A 13,920-nucleotide genomic window follows, 5' to 3' on the forward strand; every position below is an offset into this window, starting at 1 on the left:
CGCCTTGTCTCGGCGGGGCGCAACTTGCTTCAGGCGCGATTCAGCAGGGCATCGGCCGGTGCACTGGCGCGATGGTGGGCGGTGAACTGGAAGTAGATGTAACCGGCCACCATGAAGCCAAGGAAAATCAAACCGATCAAGGTATTGAACCAGGCCATGGCCAGCAGGCAGACCACCGCGAGGATCAGCGCAATGGCCGGCACCACCGGATAGCCCGGCGCGCGGAAGCTGCGCTCCAGGTTCGGCTCGCTGACACGCAGCTTGAACAGGCTGAGCATACTGATGATGTACATGACGATGGCGCCGAACACACTCATGGTGATCATCGCCGCCGTCAGGCTCATGCCTTGCAGGTTCACCAGGCCATCGCTGTAGATGGCGGCGATGCCGATCACGCCGCCGGCGATGATGGCGCGGTGCGGGGTCTGGAAGCGCGACAGCTTTGCCAGGCCGCGCGGCAGGTAGCCGGCGCGGGCCAGGGCGAAGAACTGCCGCGAGTAGCCGAGGATGATGCCGTGGAAGCTGGCCACCAGGCCGAACAGGCCGATCCACACCAGCATGTGCATCCAGGTCGAGTCGTTGCCGACCACGGCTTTCATCGCCTGGGGCAGCGGGTCATTGATTCCGGAAAGCTGGCGCCAGTCGCCAACGCCGCCGGCCATGATCATCACACCGATGGCGAGGAACACCAGGGTGAGGATGCCGGCGATGTAGGCGCGCGGGATGGTGCGTTTCGGGTCCTTGGCTTCTTCCGCCGCCATGGCCGCACCTTCGATCGCGAGGAAGAACCAGATGGCGAACGGAATGGCGGCGAAGATGCCGGAGATCGCCGTGCCATTGAACTCGTTGGAGCCGGCCCAGCCATTGACCACGAAGTTGCTGAAGCTGAAGCCCGGCGCCACCACGCCCATGAACACCAGCAGTTCGGCCACGGCCAGGATGGTCACCACCAACTCGAAGGCGGCGGCGATGCTGACGCCGAGGATGTTCAGGGTCATGAACACGAAGTAGGCGCCCACGGCGGCGTGCCTCGGGTCCAGCTCCGGGTACTGCACGTTGAGGTAGGCGCCGATGGCCATGGCGATGGCCGGCGGGGCGAAGACGAACTCGATCAGGGTGGCGATCCCGGCGATCAGCCCGCCCTTCTCACCGAAGGCGCGGCGGCTGTAGGCGAAGGGGCCGCCGGCATGGGGAATGGCGGTGGTCAGTTCGGTGAAGCTGAAGATGAAGCAGGTGTACATGGTCGCCACCAGCAGCGCGGTGACCAGGAAGCCGAGGGTGCCGGCGGCGCCCCAGCCATAGCTCCAGCCGAAGTATTCGCCGGAGATCACCAGGCCTACGGCGATGCCCCAGAGATGCAAGGTGCCCAGTGTTGGTTTTAGTTGTTGTGTCGTGCTCATCGGGACTCCTCGCCCAAAGGGGCGGTGTTGGTGGATGACCTGGTCCGATCTTATCCAGCGTCCCTCCCCAGGACTTGACCCTGGACGGTCGTGTGCGGCCTGTGCGGTCAAGTCGCGCGGCACTGTTATCTATCAGGCCTTGTCCTGTGCCTATGACGAATGTCGGGCAAGGGGCGCCATGGCCTGAGCTACTTGCGGGTTAGGGCGTTGGCCAGGCGCAGCATCGCCGCTTCTATCTCATGGGCGGTCAGGGACGAGTAGCCCAGCAACCAGCCTTGTTTCTTTTCCGCGCCGGCGTACAGCCGGCTCAGCCCCGGCAGTTGCACGCCGGCGCTGGCGGCCTGGCGGATCGTCTGTTCTTCCGACCAACCGTCGGCCAGAAAGCAGGGAATCTGCAGCCCACCTTGTGGGCGCAGCGCCGTGACGATGCCCTCCAGGTGTTTGGTGATGGCGTCGAGCATGATCGAGCGGCGCCCGGCATAGAGCTTGCGCATGGCTCGCACGTGTGAGTTGTAGTGCCCATCTTCCATGAAGCGCGCCAGGGTCAATTGGAGGATCTGCGGCGTATGCCCGTCCATGATGCTACGTGCAAAGGTGAAGGGTTTGATCAACTCGTAGGGCAGGACCATATAGCCCATGCGCAGGCCCGGGTAGAGGGTCTTGCTGAAGGTGCCCAGATAGATTGTCCGCTGGTACTTGTCCAAACCCTGGACGCAGGCAGTCGGCAGGCCGTCGTAGTGGAATTCGCTGTCGTAGTCGTCCTCGATGATCCACTTGCCACGCTCGGCGGCCCAGTTGATCAGTTCGAAGCGCCGCTCCAGATGTAAGGTTGCGCCCGTGGGGTACTGGTGCGACGGCGTTACATACACGCAATTGGCGCCGCTGCGGTCGGTCGACAGCAGGTCGGTGCGGATTCCCAGGGCATCCACATTGATGGGCACGACCTTGGTCTCGGCGGTCTCGAACGATTTTCTGGCTCCGAAGTAGCCGGGGTTTTCCAGCAGAATCGGCTTGCCAGCGTCCACCAGTAGCTGGGCACAGAGAAATAGTGCCTGACGGGTACTGCTCAGCACCAGGATCTGGTCGGGGGAACACTTGGCCCCACGCTCCAGGTTCAGGTAGGTGGCAATGGCCTTGCGCAGCGGCTCGGCGCCTTGGGGGTCGCCATGCAACAGTACATTGGCGCGGTAGTCCTTCATGGCCTGGCGCTGCAAGCGCTCCCAGACATCGGTGGGGAAGGTGCGGGTTTCCGGGAGGCCCGTGGCAAAGGCCTTGATCACCTGCTGGTCGCTGACGCCGCCACTGTCAAAGATCATCTGCCCGCGGCGGCTCAAGCCCGGCCCGGGTGAAGCAAGCACATTGCGCCGGCTGCCTGGCGGGTTCATGCGCCGGCGCGTTGCGCCACGCAGCTCGGTGCCCACCGTTTCCGACACATAGCTGCCTGAGCCTTTGCGGCGCACGATGAAGCCGTCCCGGTGCAGTTGCACGTAGGCGTTCTCCACGGTGTCGCGGGCAACCCCCAGCGACTTGGCCAGGGCGCGGGTGGCTGGCAGCTTGAGGCCCGGGTCAAGGGCACCGTCGAGGATCAGCACCCGCAGGGCGCGCTGGATCCGTTGGTGCAGGTCGAGCAGCTGGAACTCGGCATCGTTAAGCCGGATTTTCAGTGTTTCGAGCTCGAAGGTCTTTGCCATGTGGTCTGCCCTGATCGCACAAAATGGCCTGCAACGGCAGGCCAGTCTATCCATAGACTCTGTTCGTCGCCAATGCGTTCTCGCGCGGCGCTCTTATGCCGTAATGGCGCGATTGATCAGGGTTGATAACGGTATGGCAAGGTCTCACAACTTCAGCGCAGGCCCCACCGCGCTGCCTCTCGAAGTACTTCAGCAAGCCCATGAAGAGTTCTTCGACTTCGCTGGCACCGGCATGTCGGTGATGGAAATCAGTCATCGCTCCGAGGTGTTCATGGAGCTCGGCCATCAGGCCGAACAGGACCTGCGGGCAATTTTGCAGGTGCCCAGCCAATACAAGGTCCTGTTCGTTCAGGGCGGCGCTTCGATGCAGTTCGCCCAGGTGCCGATGAACCTGCTGGGCGACAAAGGCACGGCCGACTACCTGCATACTGGGTTGTGGTCGGGCAAGGCCATCCAGGCCGCCCAGCGCTACTGTGACGTGCGTGTTGCGGCCAGCAGCAAGGCTTCGGGTTTCGATCGCATCCCGTGCGCGGCCGACTACAACCTCAACCCCAATGCCGCCTACCTGCACTACACCGAAAACGAAACCGTGCACGGCGCTCAGTTCGCCGACGTGCCGGACGCTTGCGTGCCCTTGGTATGCGATGCCTGTTCGAGCCTGCTGTCCAAGCCCATCGATGTTGCCAGGCATGGCCTGATCTACGCTGCGGCGCAGAAGAACATGGGCGCGGCGGGTTTGACCGTGGTGATCGTCGATGAGGCGTTGCTCGGCCGCGCCCTGGCGCTGACACCGGAGATTCTCGACTATGCGAGGATCGCCAAGGCCGAGTCGATGCTCAATACGCCGTCGACGTTCCCCTGGTACCTCACTGGCCTGACCCTGAAGTGGGTGCTGCGACGCGGCGGCATCGCCAGTATCCACCAGCTCAACCAGACCAAGGCCGAGCTGCTCTACCGCACCATCGACGACAGCGGCGGTTTCTACCGCAACCGTGTGGAGGCGCCGTTTCGTTCGATCAACAACGTACCCTTCGTGCTCGCCGACCCGGCGCTGGAGCCGGCCTTCCTGCGCCTGGCCGAACAGTCCGGGCTCATGGGGCTCAAGGGGCATGCCTCGGTCGGCGGCGTCAGGGCCAGCCTCTACAACGCGGTGACGCTGCAAGCGGTGCAGGCCCTGAGTGACTTCATGAAGGACTTCGCCCAGGTACACGGTTAGGCCGGAGTGGTCCAGTAAGTGGTCTGGTCATTAAGGCGAAAGTGTAGGGGCTAGACAAGCCATTGCGGCTCTATAAGTCAGCTTCCACCTGGGGCCGTGCACCCCGCTTTGCAAGGAGCAAGCAAACCATGTCTTCTTCAGCACCCAGAGCCTCTCTGCACCTGAGCGATTTGACTCATCCGATCGTCGCCGGGCTGATTTCGGTCATCGTCAACTATGGCGGTACCTTCATTCTGGTGTTTCAGGCCGCCAAGGTGGCAGGGTTGAGCCCAGAACTCACGGCCTCGTGGGTATGGTCGGTGTCGATTGGCGTGGGCGTTACCGGGTTGCTCCTCAGCTGGATTTCCCGCGAGCCGATCATTACCGCCTGGTCGACTCCCGCAGCGGCATTTCTGGTGGTCGCCCTTGCCACCACGCCCTACGCAGAAGCGGTCGGCGCTTACCTGATCTCCGCTGCGGCGTTCGTGTTACTGGGTTTGTCCGGCTATTTCGAGAAGGTCATCCGACTGATCCCATCCGGGGTGTCCGCCGGGCTGCTCGCCGGCATCCTGCTGCAGTTTGGCATTGGCGCCTTTGGCGGCGTGAGCATCGACCCGCTGCTGGGCGGCCTGCTGATTGTCGCCTACGTGGTGCTCAAGCGATTTACCGCGCGCTATGCCGTGGTCGGCATCCTGGTATTGGGCGTGGCCTTCTTGCTGACCCAGGGGCGGGTGGATCTGTCAGGGTTGCAGCTGCAGTTGGCCGCGCCGGTGTTCACTATGCCGGTGTTCTCGCTAAATGCCTTGCTCAGCGTTGCGTTGCCACTCTTTCTGATTACCCTGACCGGCCAGTACATGCCGGGCATGCTGGTGCTGCGTAACGACGGCTTCCGCACCAGTGCCAACCCGATCGTCACGGTCACCGGCCTTGGTTCGTTGTTGATGGCCCCGTTCGGCTCCCACGCATTCAATATCGCCGCGATTACCGCCGCGATCTGTACCGGCAAGGAAGCCCACGAAGAACCTTCCAAACGTTGGATAGCCGGGATTGCCGCGGGGGTGTTCTACATCCTGGTGGGGATCTTCGGTGTGACCCTGGCCGCAGTGTTCATGGCCTTCCCGGCAACATTCATCACCACCCTGGCCGGGCTGGCTCTGCTGGGCACTATAGGCGGTAGCCTGGCCAGTGCCATGGCGGATGCCAAGTCCCGCGAGGCTTCACTGATCACCTTCCTGGCCGCCGCCGCCAATATCACCTTGTTCGGTATCGGTGGGGCGTTCTGGGGGCTGCTGATCGGCCTGCTGGCCTATGCCGTGCTCAACGGTCGCCTGCCACGTCGTCAGCCTGCCACTAACGTCGCCGATGCGACTGCCCGCAAAGGAGCCACCAACGGATGAGCAGCCTTCTCGAACAGGCCGCCCCCCAGACCCTGCACGAGCGGCACGGGCGTTACCCGCAAGCCAATAGCGTCGAGGACTTTCGCCGCAACCTGTCCGCCGTCCAGCAGCGTATCGCCGATGCTTGTCGGCGCGTCGGTCGCGACCCGGCGAGCGTGCGTCTGTTGCCGGTGAGCAAAACCTTTGACGAAGCCCGCTTGCGCCTGGCCTACGCTGCCGGCTGTCGGCTGCTGGGCGAGAACAGGGTGCAGGATGCCCAGCGCAAAGCGCACGCCATGGCCGATCTGAGCGACCTGCGCTGGTCGGTCATCGGTCACCTGCAGACCAACAAGGCCAAGCAGGTGGCGCGCTTTGCTTCCGAGTTTCAGGCTCTGGACAGCCTGCGCGTGGCCGAGGCGCTGGACCGCCGCCTTCAAGCCGAAGGCCGGCAACTGGATGCGTTCGTCCAGGTAAACACTTCCGGCGAGGCCAGCAAGTACGGTCTGGCTCCCGAGCACGTTGCCGGATTCCTGCAGGCGCTGCCCGCGTTCAGCGCGCTGCGCGTGCGTGGCCTGATGACCCTGGCGTTGTTCTCTGCCGATGTCGCCCGGGTGCGCCCCTGTTTCGTGCTGCTGCGTGAGCTGCGCGAGCGCCTGCGCCAGCATGCACCGGCCGCAATCAGCCTGGACGAGCTGTCGATGGGCATGTCCGGTGATTTCGAGGTCGCCATTGAAGAGGGCGCCACCGTCGTGCGCGTTGGTCAGGCCATCTTTGGCGCCCGGGCCATGCCCGATGCCTATTACTGGCCTACGGCGGATGCCTCTCCCGCCAGAGATGAGCAACCACCATCAACAATCCATGAATGCTTTTGATCCGTGACCTACTGGAAGGAATGCCGTGACCTCATCACCCTCGTACCTCATGCAGACCTATGCACGTCAGCCTGTCTCGTTCGCCCGAGGCGAGGGCGCGCGCCTGTGGGACACGCAAGGGGTCGAGTATCTGGACGCAATCGCCGGCGTGGCGGTAACCAGTCTGGGTCATGCCAACCCCGAGATCGCCGCGGCCATTGCCGACCAGGCCGGCCAATTGCTGCACACCACCAACATGTTCCGTATCCCGTGGCAGGAGCAACTGGGCCAGCGACTGTGCGGTCTCTCGGGCATGAAGCGAGCATTCTTCTGCAACTCGGGCGCCGAGGCCAACGAGGCCGCGCTCAAGCTGGCCCGCTTGCACGCCAACGCCAGGCAGGTCGCCCAGCCTCAGATCCTGGTGACGGAAAACAGTTTTCACGGACGTACCCTCGCGACCCTGGCCGCCACCGGCAACCCGGCTGTACGGCGCGGTTTCGAACCCTTGATGCCGGGCTTTTTGCGGGTGCCCTACAACGACATCGAAGCCGTGCGCAACGCCGCCGCGCAGTCACCCGACATCGTCGCCGTGCTGGTCGAGCCGGTGCAGGGCGAGGGCGGGGTGCACCCGGCATCCGCCGCTTACTTGCAGGCTTTGCGTCAACTGTGCAACCAGCACGACTGGTTGCTGATGACCGATGAAGTGCAGACCGGCATGGGACGCACCGGCGAGTGGTTCGGCTTCCAGCATGCCGGGATCGTGCCTGACGTGATGACCTTGGCCAAGGCCCTGGGCAATGGCTTCCCGATCGGGGCTTGCCTGGCGCGTGACAAGGCGGCCGAGCTGTTTTCCCCGGGCCACCATGCCTCGACCTTCGGAGGCAATCCGCTGGCCTGCCGGGTTGGCTGCACGGTGCTCAACATCATGGAGCGAGAGCGCAGCCCGCAACGTGCCGCCAGCCTCGGCCGGCGCCTGCTGGCAGGCTTGCAGGAAGCCCTCGGCAACCATCCCGAAGTGCTTGCGGTGCGCGGCCTGGGCCTGATGGTCGGAATTGAGCTGAACCGCAACTGCGTTGAGCTGGTCGGCCGTGCAAGGGACGAACAGCGACTGTTGGTCACCGTCACCCGCGGCACCACTGTTCGCCTGCTGCCGCCGCTGATTTGCGATGAAGCGCAGATCGACGACATCGTCGAGCGCATCACCCGGTTGCTGGCGTAGCTGGCACTGGCAGCAAGGTAATTTCCCCACTACAGGACCTATCGTCATGTACGACTCATCCCTGAGCCTCAACGATTTCGATGCCGAGCTGTGCGAGGCCATTCGCGGCGAAGAACACCGCCAGGAAGATCACGTCGAGCTCATCGCCTCTGAGAACTACGCCAGTCCCCTGGTCATGAAAGTGCAGAACTCGGTGTTCACCAACAAGTACGCCGAAGGCTATCCGGGCAAGCGCTACTACAGCGGTTGCGAGTATGTCGACGTGGCTGAGCGCCTGGCTATCGAACGGGTCAAGCAGCTGTTTGACTGCGACTATGCCAACGTTCAACCGCATGCCGGCGCCCAGGCCAACGCTGCCGTATTCCTGGCACTGATCAACCCCGGTGATACTGTGATGGGCATGAACCTTGCCCAGGGCGGCCACCTTACCCATGGCAACCCGTCCAACTTCTCTGGCCGCCACTACAAGATCGTCCCCTACGGCCTCGACCCCGAGACTGGGCTGATCAACTACGACGAGATGGAGCGCATTGCCCTAGAGACCCGACCGAAGATGCTTATCGGCGGTTTTTCGGCTTACTCGCGTTACAAGGACTGGGCACGCATGCGCGCCATCGCCGACAAGATCGGGGCCATCTTCTGGGTCGACATGGCCCACGTCGCCGGCCTGGTGGCGGCGGGCGAGTACCCGAATCCTCTGCCGCACGCCCATGTCGTCACCAGTACCACCCACAAAACGCTGCGCGGTCCACGCGGTGGGCTGATCCTGGCCACGGGCCAAGACGAGACCTTCTACAAGCAGCTCGATTCGGCGGTGTTCCCAGGGGTCCAGGGCGGCCCGCTGATGCACCAGATCGCTGCTAAGGCGGTGGCCTTCAAGGAAGCCCTGGCGCCAGCGTTCAAGACCTACCAGCAGCAGACAGTGGTCAACGCCAGGGCCATGGCGGCGGTGCTGCAAAAGCGCGGTTACAAGATTGTCTCCGGTGGTACCGACAACCACATGATGCTCATAGACCTTTCCGACAAGCCATACACCGGCAAGGAAGCCGATGCGGCGCTGAGCAACGCCTGCATCACCGCCAACAAGAACTCGGTGCCCAACGACCCGCGTTCGCCATTCGTGACGTCCGGCTTGCGCATCGGCACCCCGGCGGTGACCACTCGCGGCTTTGGCGTGGACGATTGCGAGCAGTTGACAGGCTGGCTGTGCGACGTGCTGGATGTCCTGGAGTCGGGTGGCAGCGAGCAGGTGACGCAACAGGTGCGTGAACAGGTAGCGGCGCTGTGCCGCCGCCATCCGGTATACCGTTGACTCGTTATCCCTCGGGTGCGGCTTATTGCCGGCCCAGAGGCTGTCTGCGAGCAGTGTGGAAACAGCAGCTTCCAGGAGGCATTTACCGACGTGGATACGCCAACCACATTTGCCACCCAGTCTTATGCCGTTGCTACGCAACTGCTGTGTGAACAGGAACTGGATGCTGGGATGGATAGAATAAAACCGGACTGATTGGCAGGCATCAGCCCGGAGCAACCGCTGCATCCCACCCTGAGCCTGGCTCTGACCAATTAGCGCCAGTTGCTGGAAGACGCCGCGCGTCGGTCCGGCTGCGACAACTTCGGGCTGCGCTATGGGCAACATCCAGTCCCGCGACCAGGAGTTGCTCGGCTACGTCGGGCTGTTCTCGAGCACCCTGGAGAAGGCGCGGAAGAACTTCGCGACCACCTTCCCCTAACACCAGCACGGCACACTGATTCGCCTGATGAATTGCGGTTGGTGCTTCCGCTTCGATTTCCAGTTGCGCCACATTGCGCGATCTGACTCCCCCTCCCACCGGGAGAGGGGGAGAACGAGTGTCGCGCCGTGCCCATCCCCAGACTGTTACCCATCACCCCACCGGCCCCGCCCCGGCACGGGGCACGGCTCGATGGCGTGCACGCAGATGGCTCGGAAATCCCCTATTCATGGGCGCTCTGACCCGTATTCGCGCGGCCGCTCAAGGGGCATGGGTTTTGCTTGAATGCGTGATCAAAAAAAGACTCGGTAGCCCGTGATGAACCAGCCCCTGTTTTCCAGTGTCGGCCTGCAGGCACCTGCGGTGAACAACGTCGGCGTGCTGTCGGCGGCTGCCAGCGGCCTCGATCGCTTCATCACCGACCAGGGCGGCGACCTGGACCTGGTCTTCGGCCGTGCCGGCATCGACCCGGAGCAGTTGCTCCACCCCACGCTGAGCCTGGCCCTGCCCAACTACTGCCAGGTGCTGGAGGAAGCCGCCCGGCAATCGGGCTGCGACAACTTCGGTCTGCGCTATGGCCAGCAGTTCCAGCCCCGCGCGCTGGGTCTGCTGGGTTACGTCGGACTCTGCTCGGACACCCTGGAAGAGGCACTGAAGAACTTCGCCGCCGCCTTTCCCTATCACCAGCACAGCACGTTAATCCGCCTGGTGGATTGCGGCGAGTGCTACCGCTTCGACTACCAGGTCCGCCACGGCGCCATCCTCGACCGCCGCCAGGACGCCGAGCTGACCATGGGCATGGCATTCAACCTGATGCGCCATGTCCTGGGTGCCGAGTGGACGCCGCGCGCGGTGGCCTTCGAACACGAGCGCCCCGAGGGCTGGCAGGAGCACGGCCAGGCCTTCGGCGCGCCGGTGCAGTTCGGCCGGCCCTGCAACTTCCTGCTGGTTCCCAAGGGCGATGTGCACGGCAAGGCCATGCCGGAACGCGATCCTAACCTGCTGTTCCTGGTCCAGGACGTGATCCGCAGGCTGGGGGAGCAGGACATGCGACCGAGCCTGCTGGAAGAGGCGGGCACCCAGATCCGCCTCGCCCTGGCCCTGGGCGAGCCCAGCCTGGAGCAGATCGCCGAGCGCCTGGAGCTGACCCCGGCGGGATTGCAGCGCCGCCTGCGCGAGGAGAACCTCAGCTTCAGCCAGCTGGTGGAACAGACCCGCCGCGAGCTGGCGCTGCACTACCTGCGCCAGCGCCAGCGGCCGATTTCCGAACTGGCGCCCCTGCTCGGCTACTCCGAAACCAGCGCCTTCTCCCGCGCCTTCCGCCGCTGGTTCGGGGTGAGCCCGAGGCAGTGGCGGGGTGACGAGCGCTGATCCCTGGGATAACCCCCTGTAGGAGCGAATTCATTCGCGAATAAATTCGCTCCTACAAACGCATGTCCCACCAATCGGTAGCCCGGATGAAGCCCGGGGAAATCCAATCGCTTGCGCAGGAGTCCCCTGCAAGGCTCGGGGGCAGACCTTCGGCCTGCTCAGCGAATGAATTCGCCCCCCCCAGGGTTCGAGTCCCGCCGTGGGCCGCAAGTGTTTCCAGGCTGCGGCTTTTTTGTGGGGGCGATTTCAATCGCTGACCGGTCCGCAGGACCGGCTTTCGGACTTGCCGGGGGACGCTGCGCATCCCTTCGCGAATGAATTCGCTCCCACAAGTAATGGCAGTCATCCAGACAACAAAAAACGCGGCCGAGGCCGCGTTTTTCGTTACCAGGCGTGGATCAGAAGAAGCCCAGCGGATTGACGTCGTAGCTCACCAGCAGGTTCTTGGTCTGCTGGTAGTGGTCGAGCATCATCTTGTGGGTTTCGCGGCCGACGCCGGATTTCTTGTAGCCACCGAAGGCGGCGTGGGCCGGGTACAGGTGGTAGCAGTTGGTCCACACGCGGCCGGCCTTGATGCCGCGGCCCATGCGGTAGGCGCGGTTGATGTCGCGGGTCCAGAGGCCGGCGCCGAGGCCGAACTCGGTGTCGTTGGCGATTGCCAGGGCTTCGGCTTCGTCCTTGAAGGTGGTGACGCCCACCACCGGGCCGAAGATTTCCTCCTGGAACACGCGCATCTTGTTGTGGCCCTTGAGCAGGGTTGGCTGGATGTAGTAACCGCTGGCCAGGTTGCCTTCCAGTTTCTCCACGGCGCCGCCGGTGAGCACTTCCGCGCCTTCCTGCTGGGCGATGTCGAGGTAGGAGAGGATCTTCTCGAACTGCTGCTGGGAGGCCTGGGCGCCGACCATGGTCTCGGTGTCTAGCGGGTCGCCACGCTTGATGGCCTTGACCTTCTTCATCACCTCGGCCATGAAGGCCGGGTAGATGGATTCTTGCACCAGGGCGCGGGACGGGCAGGTGCAGACCTCACCCTGGTTGAAGAAGGCCAGCACCAGGCCTTCGGCGGCTTTTTCGATGAAGGCCGGTTCGGCCTGCATGATGTCTTCGAAGTAGATGTTCGGGCTCTTGCCGCCCAGCTCCACGGTGGAGGGGATGATGTTCTCCGCCGCGCACTTGAGGATGTGCGAGCCGACTGGAGTCGAGCCGGTGAAGGCGATCTTGGCGATACGCTTGCTGGTGGCCAGGGCCTCGCCCGCTTCCTTGCCGAAGCCTTGCACCACGTTGAGCACGCCGGCCGGCAGCAGGTCGCCGATCAGCTCCATCAGCACGGTGATGCCCAGCGGGGTCTGCTCGGCGGGCTTGAGCACCACGCAGTTGCCGGCGGCCAGGGCCGGGGCCAGCTTCCAGGCGGCCATCAGCAGCGGGAAGTTCCAGGGGATGATCTGGCCGACCACGCCCAGCGGCTCGTGGATGTGGTAGGCGACGGTGTTCTCGTTGATCTCGGCGGCACCGCCTTCCTGGGCGCGGATGCAGCCGGCGAAGTAGCGGAAGTGGTCGACGGCCAGCGGGATGTCGGCGTTGAGGGTTTCGCGCACGGCCTTGCCGTTGTCCCAGGTTTCGGTGACGGCGAGGACTTCGAGGTTCTGTTCGATGCGGTCGGCGATCTTCAGCAGGACGTTGGAGCGGTCCTGGACCGAGGTCTTGCCCCAGGCATCGGCGGCGGCATGGGCGGCGTCCAGCGCCTTCTCGACGTCCTCGGCGGTGGAGCGGGGGAATTCGGCGATGGGCTGGCCATTCACCGGGGAAGTATTGGTGAAGTACTGACCCTTGACCGGCGCGACGAACTCGCCGCCGATGTAGTTGCCGTAACGAGACTTGAAGGAAACGACAGCGCCGGGGGTACCGGGTTGGGCGTAACGCATGGTGTTTCTCCTGGCTCTTGTGTTTGTTGGAGAGAACGCTTGCCTGCTCGCGAGATCGTGAACAGGCTCTCGGTGGCGTTTGTATCTCCTGAGCAAGGCCTGGGCCAAAGTGCCAGGAGTGCCGTGCCAGAGCGGTTCTCCGCTATATGATGCGGGCGGCCCGCGGTGGGCTGTCGCAAGGCCGGTACAAACCAGGGTGACACTTTGTCACGCAAATGGCACAGCGGGTGACCGGCGGGTCAGCGGGCCATTGCAAAGGACTGCACGCTGGGGGATGCTGCGGCGATGCGGGTGCCGCGCCACGGCCCGGGCTGCCTCCCGGAGGCCCGCACTGGAGAAGAACAACAATGCAGAACCCTCACAGCCGTCACGCCCAACAGGTGCTGACCCTGGCACAGGGCAAGGCGCAGGCCAGCGGGCCGGCTGCCGACCCTTCGATCGCCCGTTCCTGGCTGCGCTGCCTGGAGGATTACCACCTCGACCCGGCTTTGCCGGTGGCGCCGACGGTGCTGGAGCACGGGCGCATGCTTGAATGCCGCGAGCGCATGCAGCAAGTGCTGGAGATCGCCAGCGGCGAGATGAACAACCTCTACCGGCAGCTCTCCGGAGCCGGGCACGCGGTGCTGCTCACCGACGCCCGCGGCGTCATCCTCAACTGCGTCACCGCCCATGCCGAGCGGCCGACTTTCGAACGCGCCGGGCTCTGGCTCGGCGCCGACTGGAGCGAGTCCAGCGAAGGCACCAACGGCATCGGCACCTGCGTGGTGGAGCGTCAGGCGCTGACCATCCACCAGGACGAACACTTCCGCAGCCGTCACACCGGCCTCACCTGTTCCGCCAGCCCGGTGTTCGATCCCCAGGGCGACCTGATGGCGGTGCTCGACGTGTCCTCCGCGCGGCATGACATGTCGCGCCAGAGCCAGTTCCACACCATGGCGTTGGTCAACCTCTCGGCCAAGATGATCGAGAGCTGCTACTTCCTGCGCCGCTTCGAAGGCGAATGGCTGCTGCGTTTCCACCTGCAGGCCGAGTACGTCGGCCTGTTCAGCGAAGGGCTGCTGGCCTTCGACGGCGAAGGGCGCATTCGTGCAGTCAACCAGAGCGCGATCAACCTGCTCGGCTGCTTCCGCGAGCAGTTGCTCGGCCAGCCGGTGGAAGCCTTCTT

The 13,920-nt window shown here is 64.0% G+C and carries 10 protein-coding genes; 7 read left to right on the plus strand and 3 right to left on the minus strand.

Going from position 1 to position 13,920, the window contains the following annotated elements; all coding sequences use genetic code 11:
• Positions 1-29: 29 nt before the first annotated feature.
• Entirely contained in the window at positions 30-1,400 is a 1,371-nt protein-coding gene (eat, locus tag E8F11_RS08220) for an ethanolamine permease (RefSeq protein WP_280288348.1), read from the minus strand.
• Between the two features lie 188 nt (positions 1,401-1,588).
• On the minus strand, positions 1,589-3,091 hold the full coding sequence (locus E8F11_RS08225; RefSeq protein ID WP_280288349.1) for a PLP-dependent aminotransferase family protein: 1,503 nt from the start codon (positions 3,089-3,091) through the stop codon (positions 1,589-1,591).
• Positions 3,092-3,224: 133 nt separating this feature from the next.
• Between E8F11_RS08225 and serC the strand changes: the two genes are divergently transcribed.
• The 6 genes from serC (at position 3,225) to E8F11_RS08255 (ending at position 10,836) form a co-directional block, all read left to right on the plus strand.
• Positions 3,225-4,307, plus strand: a complete 1,083-nt coding sequence (serC, locus tag E8F11_RS08230; protein WP_280288350.1) for a 3-phosphoserine/phosphohydroxythreonine transaminase — start codon at positions 3,225-3,227, stop codon at positions 4,305-4,307.
• Between the two features lie 128 nt (positions 4,308-4,435).
• On the plus strand, positions 4,436-5,683 hold the full coding sequence (locus E8F11_RS08235; protein WP_280288351.1) for a benzoate/H(+) symporter BenE family transporter: 1,248 nt from the start codon (positions 4,436-4,438) through the stop codon (positions 5,681-5,683).
• Complete coding sequence (locus E8F11_RS08240; protein WP_280288352.1) at positions 5,680-6,534, plus strand: YggS family pyridoxal phosphate-dependent enzyme; 855 nt, start codon at positions 5,680-5,682, stop codon at positions 6,532-6,534. The genes E8F11_RS08235 and E8F11_RS08240 overlap by 4 nt, the downstream gene beginning before the upstream one ends.
• A 25-nt stretch (positions 6,535-6,559) precedes the next feature.
• Positions 6,560-7,732 (plus strand): aspartate aminotransferase family protein, encoded by a 1,173-nt coding sequence (locus tag E8F11_RS08245; protein ID WP_280288353.1) that lies wholly within the window; start codon positions 6,560-6,562, stop codon positions 7,730-7,732.
• Between the two features lie 46 nt (positions 7,733-7,778).
• The gene (gene glyA, locus E8F11_RS08250; RefSeq protein WP_280288354.1) at positions 7,779-9,044 is read left to right on the plus strand and encodes a serine hydroxymethyltransferase; all 1,266 of its coding nucleotides are present in this window, start codon (positions 7,779-7,781) and stop codon (positions 9,042-9,044) included.
• A 739-nt stretch (positions 9,045-9,783) separates the two neighbouring features.
• Entirely contained in the window at positions 9,784-10,836 is a 1,053-nt protein-coding gene (locus tag E8F11_RS08255) for an AraC family transcriptional regulator (protein WP_280288355.1), read from the plus strand.
• Positions 10,837-11,234: 398 nt separating this feature from the next.
• Here the strand turns inward: E8F11_RS08255 and E8F11_RS08260 are convergent, their stop codons facing one another.
• Positions 11,235-12,755: an aldehyde dehydrogenase family protein gene (locus tag E8F11_RS08260; protein ID WP_280288356.1), complete on the minus strand. Its 1,521-nt coding sequence runs from the start codon at positions 12,753-12,755 to the stop codon at positions 11,235-11,237.
• 347 nt (positions 12,756-13,102) lie between these two features.
• Here E8F11_RS08260 and E8F11_RS08265 point away from each other — a divergent pair.
• Positions 13,103-13,920, plus strand: an 818-nt coding sequence (locus E8F11_RS08265; protein WP_280288357.1) for a GAF domain-containing protein, incomplete at its 3' end; no start/stop codon positions are given.

It is taken from the genome of Pseudomonas sp. BN417 (assembly GCF_029871205.1).
Classification (GTDB): domain Bacteria; phylum Pseudomonadota; class Gammaproteobacteria; order Pseudomonadales; family Pseudomonadaceae; genus Metapseudomonas.